General features: G+C 49.4%; 17 protein-coding genes and 1 tRNA gene. 14 read left to right on the top strand and 4 right to left on the bottom strand.

The annotated features are described in order from the left end of the window. The first annotated feature begins 20 nt into the window (after positions 1-20). From H7F15_RS16415 to H7F15_RS16375, 9 genes are all read left to right on the top strand, one after another. Positions 21-1,142, top strand: a complete 1,122-nt coding sequence (locus H7F15_RS16415; RefSeq protein ID WP_185198082.1) for a muconate/chloromuconate family cycloisomerase — start codon at positions 21-23, stop codon at positions 1,140-1,142. A 3-nt stretch (positions 1,143-1,145) separates the two neighbouring features. Continuing rightward, entirely contained in the window at positions 1,146-1,442 is a 297-nt protein-coding gene (gene catC / locus H7F15_RS16410) for a muconolactone Delta-isomerase (RefSeq protein ID WP_185198081.1), read from the top strand. A 48-nt stretch (positions 1,443-1,490) separates the two neighbouring features. Next, the gene (gene catA, locus H7F15_RS16405) at positions 1,491-2,408 is read left to right on the top strand and encodes a catechol 1,2-dioxygenase (RefSeq protein WP_185198080.1); all 918 of its coding nucleotides are present in this window, start codon (positions 1,491-1,493) and stop codon (positions 2,406-2,408) included. A gap of 128 nt (positions 2,409-2,536) precedes the next feature. Next, positions 2,537-3,352 (top strand): 3-oxoadipate enol-lactonase, encoded by an 816-nt coding sequence (gene pcaD / locus H7F15_RS16400; RefSeq protein ID WP_185198079.1) that lies wholly within the window; start codon positions 2,537-2,539, stop codon positions 3,350-3,352. 2 nt (positions 3,353-3,354) lie between these two features. Next, positions 3,355-4,704 carry a 3-oxoacid CoA-transferase gene (locus H7F15_RS16395; RefSeq protein WP_185198078.1) on the top strand — a complete coding sequence of 450 codons (1,350 nt, stop codon included), beginning with the start codon at positions 3,355-3,357 and terminating at the stop codon, positions 4,702-4,704. A gap of 92 nt (positions 4,705-4,796) precedes the next feature. After that, positions 4,797-5,291, top strand: coding sequence for an aromatic acid exporter family protein (locus tag H7F15_RS16390; RefSeq protein ID WP_185198077.1), 495 nt, complete (start codon positions 4,797-4,799; stop codon positions 5,289-5,291). Between the two features lie 25 nt (positions 5,292-5,316). Next, a complete protein-coding gene (gene pcaF, locus H7F15_RS16385) occupies positions 5,317-6,525 on the top strand; it encodes a 3-oxoadipyl-CoA thiolase (protein WP_185198076.1) in 1,209 nt (402 codons plus the stop codon). Between the two features lie 30 nt (positions 6,526-6,555). Continuing rightward, complete coding sequence (locus H7F15_RS16380; RefSeq protein ID WP_185198075.1) at positions 6,556-7,089, top strand: TetR/AcrR family transcriptional regulator; 534 nt, start codon at positions 6,556-6,558, stop codon at positions 7,087-7,089. A 319-nt stretch (positions 7,090-7,408) separates the two neighbouring features. Further along, positions 7,409-7,720 (top strand): hypothetical protein, encoded by a 312-nt coding sequence (locus H7F15_RS16375; protein WP_185198074.1) that lies wholly within the window; start codon positions 7,409-7,411, stop codon positions 7,718-7,720. Between the two features lie 31 nt (positions 7,721-7,751). On the opposite strand, the gene pgk is transcribed toward H7F15_RS16375, so the two are convergent. Beyond that, positions 7,752-8,951: a phosphoglycerate kinase gene (gene pgk / locus H7F15_RS16370; protein ID WP_185198073.1), complete on the bottom strand. Its 1,200-nt coding sequence runs from the start codon at positions 8,949-8,951 to the stop codon at positions 7,752-7,754. An 873-nt stretch (positions 8,952-9,824) separates the two neighbouring features. Here pgk and H7F15_RS16365 point away from each other — a divergent pair. The 4 genes from H7F15_RS16365 (at position 9,825) to H7F15_RS16350 (ending at position 15,686) form a co-directional block, all read left to right on the top strand. Continuing rightward, complete coding sequence (locus H7F15_RS16365) at positions 9,825-12,527, top strand: D-alanine--D-alanine ligase (protein ID WP_185198072.1); 2,703 nt, start codon at positions 9,825-9,827, stop codon at positions 12,525-12,527. Between the two features lie 121 nt (positions 12,528-12,648). Beyond that, positions 12,649-13,425, top strand: coding sequence for a PASTA domain-containing protein (locus tag H7F15_RS16360; RefSeq protein WP_185198071.1), 777 nt, complete (start codon positions 12,649-12,651; stop codon positions 13,423-13,425). Positions 13,426-13,572: 147 nt separating this feature from the next. Next, positions 13,573-15,387 (top strand): T9SS type A sorting domain-containing protein, encoded by a 1,815-nt coding sequence (locus tag H7F15_RS16355; protein ID WP_185198070.1) that lies wholly within the window; start codon positions 13,573-13,575, stop codon positions 15,385-15,387. Beyond that, entirely contained in the window at positions 15,384-15,686 is a 303-nt protein-coding gene (locus H7F15_RS16350) for a rhodanese-like domain-containing protein (protein ID WP_185198069.1), read from the top strand. Before H7F15_RS16355 ends, H7F15_RS16350 begins: the two co-directional genes overlap by 4 nt. Before the next feature lie 81 nt (positions 15,687-15,767). Here the strand turns inward: H7F15_RS16350 and H7F15_RS16345 are convergent, their stop codons facing one another. Together H7F15_RS16345 and H7F15_RS16340 are read right to left on the bottom strand one after the other, a co-directional pair. Further along, positions 15,768-17,054, bottom strand: coding sequence for a site-2 protease family protein (locus H7F15_RS16345; RefSeq protein ID WP_185198068.1), 1,287 nt, complete (start codon positions 17,052-17,054; stop codon positions 15,768-15,770). Further along, the gene (locus tag H7F15_RS16340) at positions 17,041-17,673 is read right to left on the bottom strand and encodes an HAD family phosphatase (protein ID WP_185198067.1); all 633 of its coding nucleotides are present in this window, start codon (positions 17,671-17,673) and stop codon (positions 17,041-17,043) included. The genes H7F15_RS16345 and H7F15_RS16340 overlap by 14 nt, the downstream gene beginning before the upstream one ends. 99 nt (positions 17,674-17,772) lie before the next feature. Between H7F15_RS16340 and H7F15_RS16335 the strand changes: the two genes are divergently transcribed. After that, a tRNA-Ile gene (locus H7F15_RS16335) sits at positions 17,773-17,846 on the top strand. A 170-nt stretch (positions 17,847-18,016) separates the two neighbouring features. Here H7F15_RS16335 and H7F15_RS16330 read toward each other — a convergent pair. Then, on the bottom strand, positions 18,017-18,208 hold the full coding sequence (locus H7F15_RS16330) for a CsbD family protein (protein ID WP_185198066.1): 192 nt from the start codon (positions 18,206-18,208) through the stop codon (positions 18,017-18,019). Positions 18,209-18,288 lie beyond the last annotated feature (80 nt).

The following is an 18,288-nucleotide window of genomic DNA, read 5'->3' as shown; positions in this document are numbered from 1 at the left end:
TTACTCGTACAGCTAACTATATGAAAGACATACAAATAGAGCGTATTGAATCGCTTATAGTTGACCTGCCTACCATACGCCCGCACCATTTGTCGATGGCCGTTATGCGCAACCAGACCATGGTAATTGTGCGGTTGATTTGCAGCGATGGAATAGAAGGGTTAGGCGAAGCCACAACTATAGGCGGCCTTAGCTACGGCGACGAATCGCCGGAAGGGATGAAGCTGACGATCGATACGTACATTGCTCCGCTGCTGCAGGGTAAATCTGCCTTGAGTTTAAATGCCATTATGGCCTTGCTGGAGCAAACTATAAAAGGCAACCACTTTGTAAAATCCGCCATCGAAACGGCCCTTTTAGATGCCCAGGGCAAGAGATTAGGTGTTTCGGTTGCCACGCTACTGGGTGGGGCGGTTACCCAAACCTTACCCGTGCTCTGGACACTTGCCAGCGGCGATACGGATAAAGACATTCAGGAAGCGCATACCCTCCTGGAAAACGGCCGGCACAAAGCCTTTAAACTAAAGATTGGCCGCAACGACTGGCGGACTGATGTAACCCACGTAGCCGCTATTAAAAATGCTGTAGGGCCAGAAGTAGTAGTAACAGTTGATATTAACCAGGCCTGGACAGAAGGTGTAGCCAAGCAAGGCATTGCGTACTTACAGGACGCGGGCATCGACCTGATCGAACAGCCCATTGTCAAAACAAACCTCGACGGACTCGCCCGGCTTACCCAATTCTTTAAAGTACCGATCATGGCCGACGAAGCTGCCGGAACAGTGTCGGATGCTTTTAAGCTCGCCAAAATTGGTGGAGGCAGTGTGTTTGCCTTAAAAATCTCAAAAGCAGGTGGCCTGACTAATATTCAGAAACAAGCAGCCATTGCACAGGGCGCAGGCATAAGCCTTTATGGCGGAACTATGCTGGAAGGTACGATTGGCTCAGTTGCCTCAGCACATGTTTTCAGCACCCTCGCTACCCTTGACTGGGGCACCGAGCTCTTCGGACCACTTCTGCTCACCGACGACATCGTTACAAAAAAGCTGACCTATGCCGATGGCGTGATGCAGATTCCGCAGGGCCCGGGATTAGGGATAGCGCTGGATATGAATCAGGTAGAAAAATATAAAAGAAAATAAACTATGTTATTTCATGTGCACATGACAGTGAATATCCCTCTGGACCTGGATAAGACCTATGTGGATGACCTGAAAGCGAAGGAAAAAGCACTTTCGCAAGACTTACAACGGCAGGGCAAATGGACGCACATCTGGCGTATTGCAGGCAAGTACGCCAACATCAGCATTTTTAATGTTGCCAGTGCCGGCGAACTGCACGATATCCTGATGTCGCTTCCGCTTTACCCGTTCATGGAAGTAGAAGTAACAGCGCTCTGCCAGCATTACTCATCTGTCAAAAACGAAGAAGAAGCCCACTAAACAAGCACCTTTTAACAATCTAAACTATAACCTTAAAACTTTACTAACATGGAAAGAAGTCAGATAGACGCAGTTATCGAAAGGATAAAATCTACAGAGGTACAGGGCCACGGCTCGGATCGTATAAAAGAGATTGTAAACCGCCTTACCCGCGATCTGTTTTACGCCATCGAAGACCTGGATATTCAGCCGGAAGAAATCTGGAAAGCAGTAGACTGGCTGACACTAACCGGTAAAAATAACGAATGGGGACTGGTGGTAGCTGGCATTGGCCTGGAGCACTTCCTGGACCTGCGTATGGACGAAGCTGAAGCTAAAGCCGGTATAACAGGCGGTACGCCAAGAACTATTGAAGGCCCGCTTTACGTGCCGGGTTCACCGGAATCTTATGCCTATGCTGAGCTTGAAACGGAGCCAGAAGTAGGTGGGGAAAGACTATACATGCAGGGCCAAGTACGTGATGATTCGGGCAAGCCGGTTCCAAACGCTAAAGTAGAAGTGTGGCATTGCAACCTGAGAGGCATGTACTCTATTTTTGATTCTTCTCAGCCGCCATTCCATTTACGAAGAGCTATTATTACTGACGATAACGGCAGATACAGGTTCAAGAGCATTTTACCGGTTGGCTATAGTTGTCCGCCGGGCGGCGCTACAGACCAGTTACTCAAAGCCATTGGTCGCCACGGCAGTCGCCCGGCGCATATCCACTTCTTTGTAACCGCCGAAGGACATCGCAAACTAACCACACAGATCAACATCGAAGGCGATCCGCTTATCTGGGATGATTTTGCTTTTGCCACGCGTGAAGAACTGGTGCCGCATATTACCCGCTATTCAGCTACAGAAGCAAAAGAGAAATTCAACATCGATGAGCCGTTTGCTTCCATTGATTTTGATTTTGAGATACACAAAGAGAAAGAAGGTGTGTTCTCCGCAGAGATCGAGCGTACGCACGGGCCAGCTTAAACTATAATTTCCGGATGAGATGGAGCTATAGTTTATAACTCCATCTTATCTGTGTTTTTAGCCGGGAGCAAACTGCTGCATCCGAATAAGTATCAGCCAGTCAAACTATAAGATAGAAACAACAACCTATGCCAACTATAAAAATCGCTGATAACGACTGTTTTTATACCTATGAAGACCTGGGGCATGATGATACCATTATGTTCTCAAATTCGCTGGGCACAGACCTGTCGATGTGGGATGAGGTAGCACATATCCTAAGGGAGCATCTGAATATCGTGCGGTATGATACCCGGGGCCACGGGCAGAGTACTATCAGTTCGGATGCGGTAACTATAGCTGAGTTGGGCCAGGACGTAATTGACCTGCTGGACCATTTAAAGTTAGGCAAAGTTTACTTCTGCGGGTTGTCGATGGGTGGATTGATCGGGCAGTGGCTGGGCATACACAAACCGGAGCGCTTCAAAAAGATCATCATTGCCAACACAGCAGCTAAGATCGGGACCGCAGAGGGCTGGAACACCCGCATTGCGCAGGTAAAAGAACATGGTTTACAGAGCATTTTAGATGGCACGGCACAACGCTGGTTCACCCCTGAATTAAGGAAAGAGCATAAAGCTATTGTTGACGCTGTGCTGGAGAAATTCAAACAAACTTCTCTGCAAGGTTATGTTGCTAATTGCGCTGCCGTGCGGGATGCGGATTTCAGAGAGGAGCTGTCAAAGCTGAGCGTTCCTACGCTCATCATTAGCGGCACCCAGGACGAAGTGACCACCACAGAAGACGGTGATTTTCTGGCAACCAACATACCCCGCACACGGCATGTGCAACTCGATGCCAACCATTTATCCAGTGTAGAACAGCCTGCTGCATTTGCAAAAAATATACTATACGCAGCCAAAAATGAAGGCGACTTTTATTTGAAAATTTTTCCATTGATATAAAGATGAAATCGGTACCACAGATAACCCTTGAAGAAGCAGTTGCTTTGGTAAAGGATGGCGATATTTTATTGCAGGGTGGCTTCGGGATGACGGGTAACCCGGTACACCTGATGCACGCACTGGCTGAAACCAAAACAAAGGACCTGACCTTTATCGGGAACAATGTTGGCGAAGCCGGTATAGGTGGCGGCAGGCTATTGCGCAACGGGCAGATCAAAAAAATGATCGGTTCTTTCTTTACCAGTAACCCGGAAGCAGTGAAAGCGGCACAGGATGGTAAAGTAGAATACGAACTGTTACCGCAGGGTACATTGGCTGAAGCCATACGTGCAGGCGGGGCCGGTATTGGTGGTTTTTATACGCCAACCTCAGCTGGTACCGAATTGGCAAAAGGCCGCGAAACAAAAATGATTAGGGGAGTGGAGCAGGTTTTTGTGGAGGGTATACGGGGCAACGTGGCTTTTGTGCGCGCCTGGAAAGCTGATACCGCCGGCAACCTGACTTACCGCATGACAGAGCAGAACTTTAACCGTGCCATGGCCACCGCTGCCGATCTTGTAATTGCGGAAGTCGAAGAAATTGTGCCAGTAGGTGAGATCGCCCCGGAACATGTACATACTCCGGGTTCTTATGTGAATTACCTGGTGCAGGCAACCCTTACACCGGAAGACCTGGGTTCCTCAGCCTCTGTAGACTCTTCCCGGAAAGTAAGTGAAAGACGCATGAACATGGCCAAACGTGCATTGAAGGAACTGAAAAAAGGAGATGTGGTAAACCTGGGCATTGGCATCCCGACCTTGGTGGCCGACCTGATCACGCCTGAAGATGGTATTGTGATGCACACCGAGAACGGCATGCTGGGCGTTGGTCCGGCGCCGACCGATGGCGGCGGTGCAATGGATTATCCGGTAAACGCCGGTAAAATTCCGGTTACAGCCCTGCCGGGCGCCAGCTATTTCGATAGTGCCGACTCGTTTGCCATGATACGCGGCAGACACGTGGACATTGCGGTAATGGGTGGCCTGGAAGTAGACGAAAAAGCTAATCTGGCTAACTGGGCCGTGCCTGGTCAGCCACTGCTGGGTGTTGGCGGCGCCATGGACCTTGCTTCCGGAGCCAAAACGCTCATCATCACCATGACCCATACCAACAAAGACGGTTCGCCCAAGATCGTACCTACCTGCTCGCTGCCATTAACGGCACTTAAAGCGGTAGATATGATCATCACGGACCTGGCAGTTTTCAGGTTTATTGACGGACAACTGACTCTTACAGAGCTCATGCCCGGCGCTACCCTGGAAGAGGTGCGGAGCAAAACCACTGCGAAATTTAAAGAGGCGCTTATGGAGTAGAGCAATGCTCCGGGTTGAACAGGGGATGCTTTCGCGAGCAAAAGAACGAGCTGCTGACTTTCTTTCCCTGAGTACAAACTATAACCGAAACCATGGAAGGCAGAAAGTATAGCATAGATGCAGACATGATCTTATACATTGTCCGCTGTTCGGTTGGTTTCCTGATCGGTTATCTGTTATACCTGGCTTTCCCGCAGTTCGAACTATACTGGACAATGCTTTCGATCATACTTGTGCTGTCGCCGGAAGTAAAAGATTCGCCCAAGCTGACCAACGAACGGGTAAAATCTAACCTGATCGGGTCCAGTGTGGGGTTGTTCTGCTTTTTACTGCCGCTGCCGGAAGTGGTTATGATGGTACTTGGTATTACGCTTGCCATAGTTATCTGCCATTTCTTTAAGCTGATGAATGTGGCGCGGACAGCCGTAGTTGCCCTTATCATCGTGGTGATACATGAACAGGAAACCATGACCAACTGGGCGGCAGTAGAGCGGTTTGTATCCGTAACGTTAGGCTGTATGATCGGACTTGGCGTTTCCACTGTCACAGCCTTCCTGTCTGAAAATATCAAAAAGAAAACAAACTGAATACAACACCTTTAAAGTTAAAATTATGAGCAAAGAAGCCTATATCATAGATGGAATCAGAACCCCGATCGGTAATCTGCGGGGCGAGCTTTCACCGGTTCGTACGGATGACCTGGCAGCTATGGTGATAAAAGAACTGATCAGCCGGAATCCGGACATACCTAAAGAAGCGGTGGATGATGTGATTCTTGGTTGCCATAACCAGGCCGGTGAGGATAACCGCAACGTGGCACGCATGGCTGGTTTGCTGGCGGGTTTGCCAGTAACGGTGCCAGGCGAAACCGTTAACCGTTTATGCTCTTCCGGTATGTCTGCGGTAATAAATGCAGCCCGGGCTATAAAGGCTGGTGATGGCGATGTGTTTATCGCCGGTGGCGTAGAGCACATGACGCGTGGCCCATTGGTTGTTTCCAAACCTACCAAAGCTTTCGGCACCGATTCCCAGATGTTTGACTCCAGCTTCGGTTGGCGCTTCGTAAACCCCAAAATGAAGGAAATGTACGGCGTGGACCCGATGGGCATTACAGCCGAGAACCTGGCTGAAATGTATAAGATCTCCCGTGAAGACCAGGACAAGTTCTCGTACCACTCGCAGATGAAAGCCACCAGAGCGCAGGAAAACGGAAACCTGGCGGAAGAAATCATGCCTGTAATTATACCACAACGTAAAGGCGACCCGGTTATAGTTTCAATAGATGAATTTGTAAGGCCCAACACAACTATAGAAACACTGGCCAAACTAAAGCCTGCCTTTAAAACCGATGGTACTGTTACCGCTGGCAATGCCTCGGGGTTAAACGATGGTGCAGCTGCTACCTATGTGGTCTCTGAAGATGCCCTGAAAAAGTATAAACTGACACCTTTGGCCCGCATCGTTAGCTCGGCAGTAGTGGGCGTAGAGCCCCGCATTATGGGAATCGGACCTGTACCCGCCACTGAAAAGGCATTAGAAAAAGCGGGTCTACGGTTAGAGGATATGGACATTATTGAGCTGAATGAAGCTTTTGCCGCACAAAGCCTTGCCTGTACCAGAGCCCTAGGGTTGGCCGATGATGATGCGCGCGTAAATGTAAATGGCGGCGCTATTGCATTGGGGCATCCGCTCGGTATGTCGGGTACACGCATTGTGTTAAGCGCTGCGCTTTCGCTTAAAAGACAGCAGAAGCGATACGCTCTGGCGACAATATGTGTCGGAGTGGGGCAGGGATATGCTGTTATTCTGGAAAGGGTTTAGATGCCTTTTTCAGGATTATGAAGTGAATAAATGAGTAAGAAACAAGCGATACTGGATGCTGCTTTAAAGCTGTTTACGGAAAATGGTGCCCGGGCAACATCCACCAAGTCTATTGCTGCGGAAGCAAACACATCAGAAGCGCTCATTTTCAAGCACTATGGTTCCAAAGATCAGCTACTGGAGGCGATCCTTAAAAAAGCTTACCAGGCAGCAGCTTTAGAAACGAACCTATACCTGAAAGGACTGACGGCAATAAAATATATCAGTAATATGATTGAGCTCCCGATCCTGCTGACACGTTCGAACCCTGGTTTCTGGGAAATGCAATACAAGATCATGGCCCTTAACCCGATATCGGCCCGTTACCACGAAAATTTTATGCGCCCCTGCCAGGTCCGGCTGGCAGAGTGTTTCCGGGAGCTAAACTATAGCAACCCTGATCTGGAGGCAGAACTTCTGTTGATCCATATCGATGGTATCTGGAAATATTTTGCTGCCCAGAAACTTGATTTCGACAAGGAAAAAGCGCTTATAGAATGTATGAAGCAAAAGTATAAACTATAGTTTGCGATAAAATGGGAGAGCGTGTTGGTTAGGGGTTACTATCACAAAAGATTTTTAGTGGAAAGAGCAAGACATGAGTCATGCCGGAGTTTAGGGCTGGGATGAAAGAGGCATACTTCCTGTTTTAGGCAAAAAGCCACCTTATTGCGCTTCGTCAGAGACATGGTCCGAAAGGTGAGCTATCGCCGCAGCCTGGTGTGGATGCTGTGTCTGTACCCGCACTATCCGGACTGCCCACTTTGATTATCTGCCGCAAAGGCCGCCAGCCCTGGTACCTGCTCACAGGCGAGACGTTAAAAGTGAGCGTGATGCCTGGCATGTGGTCTTTGCCTATACCCGCCGCTGGCAGATAGAGCAGGCTTTCCGCTTCAATAAATCAGAAATGGGCATGGAGAGTTGCCGTTTATGGTTTTGGGAGAACCGCATGAAGCCCTTGCAGATCGTCACGCTCGTGTACGCCTTCCTGCTGGATAAGGCGCTGGAAAAACAAAAAGAGCGCCTCCTGCGTCTGGGAGCCCATAGAACAGGAAAGCGGTGCGGGAATACTCCCACACCGCTTTCCCGCATCCGCCTGGCGCTGACCAAGCTCTGGAAGCTGCCCTTTCTGTCCATAAGGCAAACTCCGGGATGAGTCATGTTTTGCAACTATAGCAAACTATAGTTTAGTAATCGTCGCGCTCTATGGCAGCTACACCTGGCAGGGTTTTGCCTTCCATGTACTCCAGCAGCGCACCGCCACCCGTCGATACATAGGAAACCTTATCGGCATAGCCGAACTTGTTAACCGCAGCAGCAGAGTCGCCACCACCGATCAGCGAGTATGCCCCCATGCGCGTAGCATCTACCACAGCATCGGCAATAGCTTCTGTACCTACCGAGAAGTTCGACATCTCGAATACACCCATCGGGCCGTTCCAAAGTATCGTTTTAGAGTTGCGGATCACGTCGGCGTACATTTCGCGGGCAGTTGGTCCTATGTCAAGTCCCATCCAGAGCGGTTTAATGTGGTGGCTTAGGCTGGTGTCGATGTTGGCTTCGTTGCTGAATGCATCGGCAATAACCGAGTCAACCGGAATCATCAGGTTCACGCCTTTTTCACGGGCCATGGCAATCAGTCGCTTCGCCAGGTCAATTTTATCTTCTTCCACCAACGACGAACCGATCTCGCCGCCATCCGCTTTCACAAATGTGTAGCTCATACCGCCACCGATCAGCAGGTTGTCCACGCGGTCCATTAGTTTTTCGATGATCAGGATCTTGTCCGATATCTTAGCGCCACCCATAATAGCAGTATAAGGACGCTCTGCGTTGCCCAGCACACGACGGGCATTGTCCAGTTCGGCCTGCATCACGTAGCCCATCACTTTGTCTTTCGGGAAGTAGCGGGCAATAACCGCCGTAGAAGCGTGCTCGCGGTGAGCCGTTCCGAAGGCATCATTTACATACACATCGCCCAGTGTGGCTAGCTCTTTTGCAAAATCAGCATCGCCTTTTTCTTCGGCCTTATGGAAACGCAGGTTCTCCAAAAGCAGGATTTCGCCTGGTTTTAACTCCTGCGCCAGTTGTGCTGCCTGGGGCCCAACGCAATCTTCAGCAAAAAGTACATTCGTATTAAACTCCTGCGACAAACGGTTAACCAGGTGCTTCAGCGAGTATTTTTCTTCTGGCCCGGCCTTCGGTCTGCCCAAATGCGACATCAGGATAACAGCGCCGCCATCGGCTAAAATCTTTTGTATGGTAGGTACGGCCGCCCGGATACGGGTATCGTCGGTGATGCGGTAATCGGCATCGAGTGGTACGTTAAAGTCTACCCGCACCAGCGCTTTTTTGCCGGCAAAGTTATACTGGTCAATCGTCTTCATGTGGTAAGGTTATAGTTTTATTTCTTGTTAACGTTGTTCGAGTTTCAGCTTATTTTGTTGCTGAAATTTATAAAGATGAACAAATATAGTGAAAACAGTATAGTTTGTCTGAATCAGGATTTGCAGGATCTTAGGATTTTCAGGATTTTGGCTTGGCACTGTGCGGAGCTCTTGCAGCGTCAACGGCTATAGTTCTATAGTTGTAGTTGTCCAACCACCCCTGCCCCTCCTTGTCTAAGGCGGGGAGCTTTTGGCCTTTGTTACAGTTGCGACTATTGTGTTATAGTTACAGTACACGAAGAGGACAGGTTTACCTGTCCCTAGGGAAATACAACCAAGAGAAAAACCAATCTGCTTTGACTAAAAGTAAGCACAGTAACTATAGCCTTAGTCGTAGCTATCGAACTTGTTTTTAGTCTTTGGGTTGAGCGCCTCGAGAGGTTCCGGTGCCGTCAGGCATGGCGACGTTAGGAGCCAAGGAAGCGAAAGCAGCGCGATGCCCGAAGACGGGGCCTCCCGGCCCGGGAGGGAGCCAAAGAAACTGTAGAACGGTAGGCTCTTAGAGCTCCCAGGATTGGTAGATGCTATAGAACAACGGCTTGGTTCGGTTAGTAGGTAACGTCGACTATAGCACCAGACGCTAGCAGGAGCTGCGCACGCTGCCATGTCTTAATTAACTATGAGCTGAGATAGATTTCTCGCTGCACTCGAAATGACAATAGGTATTATATGACACTTAAGATGTCTCGACTATCGCTCGACATGACAATAGAATTATACTATTGAACCTATACTTCCAGTTATAAATTCTAAATAAAACCCTTACCTTTTAACCCTATTAATAAACGCTTCCAATTTATTACCTTTGCAGGAATGAGAGTAGGAATAATTTTCGGTGGGCCGTCGCGTGAGCGTGAGATCTCGTTTGCAGGTGGCCGTACGGTTTACGATAACTTAGATAAAGCCCTTTTTGAAGCTGCTCCGGTATTTGTGGACAGCCTGGGCAACTTTATACTTTTAGATTGGCAGTACATTTACAAAGGTACGATCCGCGACTTTTATCCGCCGGTTGATGCGCTTCCGGAAAGTGAGCACAGCCTGCAGGTATACCTGGAATCGTTGGGTGAACTGAATATAGAAGAGCAGGACGAAATTATAGCCAAAGCCGGCAAGCGTCTGCAGCCAAACGAATTCCGGAATCATTTTGATTTTGCGTTTCTGGCACTGCACGGCCCTTATGGCGAGGATGGTAGTATTCAGGGTTTGCTGGAGTGGTATCATATTCCTTACTCAGGCTCGGGTATACTTCCGTCGGCGATCGGTATTGATAAGGTGGCGCAGAAGGAAATGCTAAAACAGCACGGCTTCCCGACACCGGATTACCGCATCATCAACTATACAGAGTGGTCTGATAAGCAGAACCGTACGCAGATATTTGAGAAACTGGTAGCTGATCTTGGCTTGCCGCTAGTGTTAAAAGCACCGCATCAAGGTTCTTCTATCGGGGTTTCTATTATAAAAGAGAATGACTTTTCAGTTTTTGAGCTAGGAGTAGAGCGCAGTTTCTTTACCAAAACCATTTACAAAGCACAGTGGCTGGCAATGGGCGAGGAGAAGCAGCTCATGAGCATCAAGCAGCTGGTGGATATTCGTGAAGGCATCGGTATGCCGGTGCAGCTAGAGGACAAAACTATAGTTTACCACCCGGAAGAACTGTTCAACCATATAAACAACACCTTCAACACAACTGCTACTGATACAATTACGCTGACCAACATAGAGCATGAGCAACAGGTGTTAGTAGAAGCCTTTATCCGTGGCAAAGAGTTCTCTTGCATTGTAGTGCAGGATGAGCAGGGTCAGCCAATTGCCTTGCCGCCAACCGAGATCGTGAAGGGTAGCGAAGTATTTGACTACCGTTCGAAATACCTGCCGGGTCTGAGCCGTAAAATTACGCCAATTAACCTGCCAACAGAGCAGATCCAAAGCATAAGACAAGCTACCAGCCGTTTGTTCACAGCCTTCGGGTTTAACGTGTATGCGCGCCTGGATGGCTTTATTACCGATAACAACGAGATATTCCTGAACGACCCGAATACCACATCGGGTATGTTGCCGTCGTCATTCTTCTTCCACCAGGCTGCTGAGATCGGGCTTAACCCATCACAATTCCTGACTTATATTATCCGTACATCCATTGCTGAACGATTGAAGTCTGGCAAGGACACGGTGAAATTTACCAAACTGCTGGCCGAACTGGATAAGAGCATCAGGGAAGAGCAGGCGCATCGCCATGATAAGATCCGGGTGGGTGTGATCATGGGTGGTTACTCGTCGGAGCGCCATATTTCGGTGGAGAGTGGCCGTAACATTTACGAAAAGCTTTCTTCGTCTGTAAAGTATGAGCCGGTTCCGGTGTTCCTGACGGGCAGCAACGAAGAGCACCGTTTGTATACCATCCCGATCAACATCATGCTGAAGGATAATGCAGACGACATTAAAGAGAAGGTGTTGTACTTTGAGAATGGTGGGAAGCCGCACCCTGTGCTGGCCCAGATCGCAGAAGAAGCTGAAAGTATCACCCGCAAGTATACAGGCAGCACGCTACAGGAGCCACAGCGCATCACCTATAGCCAGTTGAAAAACCTGGTAGATGCCGTGTTTATCGCATTGCATGGTCGTCCGGGTGAAGATGGCGCGTTGCAGGCGGAGCTGGAGAAACTATACATCCCGTACAACGGTTCGGGTATCCGCTCGTCGCAGATAACTATAAACAAGTACGAAACCAACGAAATACTGGGCAAACATGGCGTGCCGGTTGCCAAGCACCGCATGGCCTGGAAAGAAGACTGGCTGCAGGATAAAGAAGCCTTCTTCCAAACTATAGAAACCGACTTCCCTTATCCGTTCATTGCCAAGCCAGCCGACGATGGTTGCAGCTCTGCTGTGAAAAAGATAAAGAACCGTGCCGAACTGGAAGCCTTTACTACCCTGATCTTCCGCGAAATGGAAGAATTGGATACTGATTGTGCCCGCACCTTGTCATTAGGTTTTAAAGAAGAATTCCCGAATAAACAGGGCTTTTTAGTAGAGACGCTTATCTCCAGAAACGGCGCCAAGCACTTCCTGGAAATTACCGGCGGTTTGCTGACAACGCATGGCCCGGACGGAAGCGTGCAGTACGAAGTATTTGAAGCATCGGAAGCATTAGCTGAAGGCGAAGTTCTGAGCCTGGAAGAGAAGTTTTTAGCTGGAGAAGGACAAAACATTACGCCTGCGCGTTATGCCGCTGACCCGGAGCGTCGTCAGAAGATATCAGACCAGGTGAAGGAAGACCTGAAGCGTGTGGCCCAGATTTTGAACATTGAAGGCTATGCGCGTATCGATGCGTTTGTGCGTGTGCTGGAGAACGATGAAGTGGAAACGATCATCATAGAAGTAAACTCGCTGCCAGGCATGACGCCGGCAACCTGTATTTTCCACCAGACCGCCATCAACGGCTACAAACCATACGACTTCATCGACCGCATCCTGACCTACGGCGTGGAGCGAACGAAGATGAAAGCGATAGTGTAGAGACGCAATACCTTGCGTCTTATAGTTAGAAAGTTAAAAAGTTTATAAGTTAGAAAGTTGGTAATAGTGCAGGATAAAAAGTCTTATGTCTATTGTCTAACATCTATTGTCTAAGAAAAAAATGTTAAAAGCGAATTCGTTTGCCGATGTGCTGAAGCACCTGGCTATTATGGCAGCTATAGTTGGCGTGCTTGTAATAGGCTTCTTTTACTTTTACCTGCCATCGAGTACCAACCACGGCGAGAGCGTGCCAGTGCCTAAAATTACAGGGATGCTGCTGTCGGATGCCGAAGCTTTTCTGGAAGAGCAGAACCTGAACTACTTTGTAAACGACTCCAGTTACAATTCTGACCGCAAGCCGTTCGAGATCTTAACACAGGACCCGGCACCGGGCGCGCAGGTAAAGGAGGGCCGCAAGATCTACATCTCCATCAACATGAAAAACCCGCCGATGATCAAGATGCCAAAACTGATCGACGGGTCGGTGAAGAATGCGGAACTGATCCTGAAAAGCTACGATCTGAAAGTAGGCAAGATCAAAAATGTACCGGACCTGCAGAAAAACGCGGTGCTGAAACAGCTGGTGAATGGCAAAGAAGTAAAGCCGGGCGAACTGATACCAAAAGGCTCGGTAGTGGACCTGCACGTAGGCGATGGCCTGGGCAATACCGAGTTTGAAGTGCCGGATGTAGTAGGAATGCCGGTTGATGAAGCGTCGGTGCTGCTGGTAGGGCAGGGGCTGCAGATAGGCAACATACTTTACGTGCAGGGCAGCAGCGAGCCGGATGGAACAGTGCTGAAACAGCGTCCGTTTGCCGAAGTAGGTGCCAAAATACGTGTAGGTGAACTGGTGGACCTGTGGGTGGCCGGTACCGAACCGATCGAGACCATAGAGTAAACAACGTACCATACCTATAGCGCCTGCCCCTGTGGCGGGCGTTTTGGTTTAAGTAGTTTACTTAAACTCAAAAATTGCGTACAGGTGATGGCTTTTAACCCATAAAATCCCTAACTTCTTCCTTTGTTCCCTCATCTGCCGAACCCTATGAAAAAGATCCTGCTGCTTGCCGTTGTACTTTGTAGCTATAGTTGGGCTGCCCGGGCGCAGGTGGTATTTACGCCTCTGCCCGCAGAACAGCGCCAGGTACAATACAGCGGTAACTATAGAACGGCATCAGTAGCTGCAGTAGGCCTGCCTTTTTTCGATGATTTTGCTACCACTACCAACCAGCCCGATCCTGCACGCTGGATAAACGGCGGCGTGTATGTCAGCAACCGGTTTGCCGATAAACCGGTCACTAAAAATGTAGCGACTTTTGACGGGGTAAATACAGCAGGCAAGCCCTACCTGCCCGGCGCTACCAACCCTGGCCCTTCCGATACGCTTACCTCACAGCCCATTCGCTTAGGCGCGCTTACACCTGCCGATTCGGTTTACCTGAGTTTTTACTGGCAGTCGGGCGGAGTGGGAAATGTACCGGACAGAACGGTAGAAAACTCTTTTTACCTGGCCCTCGATTTTAAAGACAGCTCCGGTAACTGGCAGCAGGTATGGCGACAGAACGCTCCGGGCCAGACAACGGATTTTACACAGGTATTTCTGGGGTTAAAAGAAGCCCGCTACCTTCATAACGAATTCCAGTTCAGGTTCCGCAACATTGGCCAACGAAGCGGTTTACTTGATATCTGGAACCTGGACTACATAGAGTTGGATAAAAACCGCCGCAAGGGGCAGAACACAACCCGCGATATTGCCATCAGCCAGCCGGTTTCACCACTGCTCCGTAACTATACCGCCATGCCGGCGATCCAATTCCTCGAGAATCCCGAAGCAGCCCTTGCCGATTCTGTGACAGCAACCCTGAACAACTTAGGCATTGTGCCAGGCGCCATTAGCTGGCGTGGGTTTTTGAAACGGGCCGGTACTTCCGCTGCCGATACGTTTCTGGTGGCGCAGGGGCTGGTGCCTGCTAAGGCGTGGCAGTATAAAATCGGCGGAAAGCCACGTGTCAACAGTACTGCTTTGCCATCTGCGGGTTTCACGCTGGTGCATGGGTTCCGGCTAAATACGCAGGAGCAAAACCCGCTACAGGCTGCCAACGACACGACCTTTCGTTACACCACCTTTGCTGATTTCTTTGCCTATGACGATGGCACAGCCGAAGGCGGCTTTGCGCTGCTGGCTTCCGGCAATACAACGCAGGTTGCCATGCGTTTCGAGCTGAACCGTCCGGACCAGGTGCGCGGGTTTAAGATTTACTTCCCGGTTATACCACCTTTGCACGAAGGCCGTCAACTTACCCTCAGGATCTGGGAAGAAGAAAATGGCCAGCCAGGCCGTGTGCTGCACCAGGAAAGCTTTGAGGTAAAGTACACCGAAGCAGAAAACGAATTTTACGAAGTGGTGCTAAGCCAGCCCGTATCTGTGAGTGGTATTTTTTACCTGGGCTGGAGCCAGCCGGCCAACCAGTTCATTAACTTCGGTTTCGACAGGAATAGCAACAGCCCGGGCACACGTTTTATATGGAGCAGCAACACCGGCTGGCAACCCGATACCTACCTGCAGGGCGCTGTTATGCTGCGCCCCCTGATGACCGGCTCGGCACTTGGCATAGAGAACGAAACGCCTGAAACAGCTGCCATAGAGGTTTACCCTAACCCGGGCAAAGGCGAGTTGCAGTTAAGCGGCAACTATAGATCTATAGTTGTTTATGATGTAACCGGCAGGCAAGTTTATGCCCAACAGCGCAATGCTCAGGTAAATACCTTAAATTTGAGTCACCTGCCGGCTGGTATGTACACTTTCCGGATAAATACAGGCAAAACAATCATCACCAGAAAAGTAATAATAACTCTATGATCACGACAGATATTACGGCAGAAGAGCTGAAAGAACGCCTGAACAAAGGCGAAACACCGGTTATTATAGATGTACGCGAAGACTGGGAATACCAGGAAAGCAACATTGCCGGCTCACAGAACATCCCACTCGGTACGTTGCCACAGCGCCTGGATGACCTGGAAGACCTGAAAGAGCAGGAAGTGATCGTGCACTGTAAATCAGGGGCGCGCTCGGCCACGGCAAAGGCTTTTCTGCAGCAGCAGGGCTTTAGCAATGTGCGCAACCTGTTAGGCGGTATACAGACCTACAATGGCTAAAACTATAGTTTAACAATAAGTAAAAAGCCCGGAGCCGTTTAACTGGTCCGGGCTTTTTAGTGCGCTATTTAGGTTGGTGTGTTATTCGATGATGAATGGTGTCGGGGTAAAGCAGAGGATAAAAATGACAAAGGCCAGTATCCCCAGTGCTTTCCGTAGGGGAGTAATAGGCCGCTCGTTGGGGCAGGACGGATGGAACAGGCCCATCACCCGCGACAGCAACAGCCCATACAGCAGCCAACCACTATAGCCATCCGCCCCCGGAAACAGGAACGAGATGAAGAACTGCACTACCAGGATAACGATAGCTGCATAAACCGCGAAAGGTAACTTTGGCACCGCTGGTTGCAGCACAAACACCAGGTACAACGCATACGTCGGCCACACCCAGATATAGCCGGCCCAATCAGGTAAAGTGGTAGCTAAGCTATACTGCAGCATCAGCATTAACAGTGCTGCACTCATACTATAGCGGCGGTCAGCAATCAGTTTCCGGAAGGCCCAGTAGGTGAAAGGCACAAAGAAAAACAGCAGCTCATCGGACCAGAGTGGTGTGTTGTGCGGCGATACTACCCCGAGGCCGGCGTATAGTATAAAGAAAGAGAAAAAGACGGGAGAGAGCCTGTTAAATCGCTTAGATCCCAGCAAGCCATACAGAATATGTCCGCCATCCAGCTGCCCGATCGGGAGCAGGTTTAAGGCTGTAAAGAAAAGTGCCAGGTAGCCGGCAAACAAAAGCGGGTAATGGATGATCTCGTATGCATTTGGCACCGGCCCGTTGGCTACATATTGCTCAAAGAACACGAACAATAGGTTTTTGCCCAGTGAAAAATTACCCATCGTCTGCTCGTACACATGCGCGGCATAATCCAGCCCGAATTGCCTGTACTCCGGGTGAATGGTAAATATATGCTCTGGTGCCGGCAGGTGCGTAAAGCCATACCACAGCAGCGGAATAGCAACTATAAACCCGGCCAGCGGTCCGGCAATACCAATGTCGAAGAACTGCTGGCGCGAGTAAATGCGGCTTTTGATGCGGATAAAGGCACTCATCGTACCAATGGCTGCCGTAATGCCAAACCACAGCGGAATGTAATAGGGGAGTGTAACACGTGTTTTATAGTGCCTGGCCGTAAAATAATGCCCGAACTCGTGTACGGTGAGCACCCCCAGGAATGGTACCGAAAAGTATAAGCCTGCCAGTACTTCAGCCCAGGTAAAGGTTCCGGTCCAGGTTAAGCCTTCCGGGCCCACAAAGAACAGCCTGTCCGTCATCCATTCGGCGCCGGCTATAGTTGTGGTAAGGCAGGTAACTATAAACAGCAGTAGATGCAGGCCGTATGTGCGCTGCTGCTTACTGAAGGGCATTCTTAAAAAACGAATTTATAGTTAACGGCGGCTGCAGGTGCAGGGTGTGTAAGCCAATGTTGCGTGCGCTCTCAATATGCTGTATGCTGTCGTCTATAAACAGGGTTTCTTCTTTTTTCAGGTTGTTCTCTGCCAGTATCTGCTCAAAAATGGCGGCATCGGGTTTGCGCTTGCCCACCAGGTGCGAGTAGTAGCTCTGCTCAAATAAGGAGTCCAGGTTCGGGATGGTAAAGCTGTGCGCTACGATCTCGTTAAACTTTTTCAGGTGGATGGCATTGGTGTTGCTCAGCAGGAACAACCTGTAGTTTTTGCCGAGTTCCTGCAGCAGGTCGATGCGCTCCTTTGGTATATCCAGCAGCATGGCATTCCAGGCGGCGTCAATCTCCTCGTCGGTAGCCTGCAGGTCGTATTCCTGGCGCAGGCTGTCACGGAACTCCTGGCAGGTGCTTTGCCCGGTCTCATACAGGTCGAACAGCTTGGACTGTGCTTTCTGGGTAAACTCCATGGCTGTGCCGGTTCTACTATAGTTCAGCAACTCGTGTAAACTCTTTTGATAATCTATGTTGATGATCACCCCGCCCAGGTCGAAGATGATGTTCTTGATATTTTGTAGATCCACAGAAAAATTTTTGCGTTCAGTTTGAAAATCTCAGTACAAATATGTAGAATTGCACTCCCAAATCAAAGAAAGCACTTTTTAGCGCCAACTTTCAGGGACGGGCCTATAGCTCATTCGGTTAGAGCAACTGACTCATAATCAGTAGGTGGCTGGTTCGATTCCAGCTGGGCCCACAAGTAAAAAGCACTTATTTCTAAAAAGAGATAAGTGCTTTTTTGTTTGAAGTGCCCTTCGTTTTTAAGCACATTTAAAACTATAGATACCTTTAGCCCAGGGTGTTGGAGGTGCAACTATAGTTTATGCGTGCTCAAACCAAGCGGCCAGACTTGGCGGGAAACAGCTGCTACAACGAATCGATCCATTTTTTAAGATCGTGTTTGGCTTTGCCTGTTTTTTGTTGCAACCTGCCCAGCCATTCGTCCTGTTTGCCTTCATCGTAGGTCAGGTCATCATCGGTCATGTCGCCGTACTGTTGCTTGATTTTGCCTTTCAGCTCGTTCCAGTTTCCGCGCGCTCTATATTCAGTCTCGTTCATAATCGTAGGCATTATAGTTAAACATATTACACTATAGTTTACGCTTTTGGGCCGGTTCTGATAGCAGCATTATTAAACAA

It is taken from the genome of Pontibacter sp. Tf4 (assembly GCF_014212495.1).
GTDB lineage: Bacteria > Bacteroidota > Bacteroidia > Cytophagales > Hymenobacteraceae > Pontibacter.
This window is presented reverse-complemented; position numbering and strand designations above follow the sequence as displayed.

Excerpts from the sequence above, each read along its gene's own strand:
- H7F15_RS16415 (WP_185198082.1), top strand. The coding sequence starts at position 21 with ATGAAAGACATACAAATAGAGCGTATTGAATCGCTTATAGTTGACCTG.
- catC (WP_185198081.1), top strand. The coding sequence starts at position 1,146 with ATGTTATTTCATGTGCACATGACAGTGAATATCCCTCTGGACCTGGAT.
- catA (WP_185198080.1), top strand. The coding sequence starts at position 1,491 with ATGGAAAGAAGTCAGATAGACGCAGTTATCGAAAGGATAAAATCTACA.
- pcaD (WP_185198079.1), top strand. The coding sequence starts at position 2,537 with ATGCCAACTATAAAAATCGCTGATAACGACTGTTTTTATACCTATGAA.
- H7F15_RS16395 (WP_185198078.1), top strand. The coding sequence starts at position 3,355 with ATGAAATCGGTACCACAGATAACCCTTGAAGAAGCAGTTGCTTTGGTA.
- H7F15_RS16390 (WP_185198077.1), top strand. The coding sequence starts at position 4,797 with ATGGAAGGCAGAAAGTATAGCATAGATGCAGACATGATCTTATACATT.
- pcaF (WP_185198076.1), top strand. The coding sequence starts at position 5,317 with ATGAGCAAAGAAGCCTATATCATAGATGGAATCAGAACCCCGATCGGT.
- H7F15_RS16380 (WP_185198075.1), top strand. The coding sequence starts at position 6,556 with ATGAGTAAGAAACAAGCGATACTGGATGCTGCTTTAAAGCTGTTTACG.
- pgk (WP_185198073.1), bottom strand. The coding sequence starts at position 8,951 with ATGAAGACGATTGACCAGTATAACTTTGCCGGCAAAAAAGCGCTGGTG.
- H7F15_RS16365 (WP_185198072.1), top strand. The coding sequence starts at position 9,825 with ATGAGAGTAGGAATAATTTTCGGTGGGCCGTCGCGTGAGCGTGAGATC.
- H7F15_RS16360 (WP_185198071.1), top strand. The coding sequence starts at position 12,649 with ATGTTAAAAGCGAATTCGTTTGCCGATGTGCTGAAGCACCTGGCTATT.
- H7F15_RS16355 (WP_185198070.1), top strand. The coding sequence starts at position 13,573 with ATGAAAAAGATCCTGCTGCTTGCCGTTGTACTTTGTAGCTATAGTTGG.
- H7F15_RS16350 (WP_185198069.1), top strand. The coding sequence starts at position 15,384 with ATGATCACGACAGATATTACGGCAGAAGAGCTGAAAGAACGCCTGAAC.
- H7F15_RS16345 (WP_185198068.1), bottom strand. The coding sequence starts at position 17,054 with ATGCCCTTCAGTAAGCAGCAGCGCACATACGGCCTGCATCTACTGCTG.
- H7F15_RS16330 (WP_185198066.1), bottom strand. The coding sequence starts at position 18,208 with ATGAACGAGACTGAATATAGAGCGCGCGGAAACTGGAACGAGCTGAAA.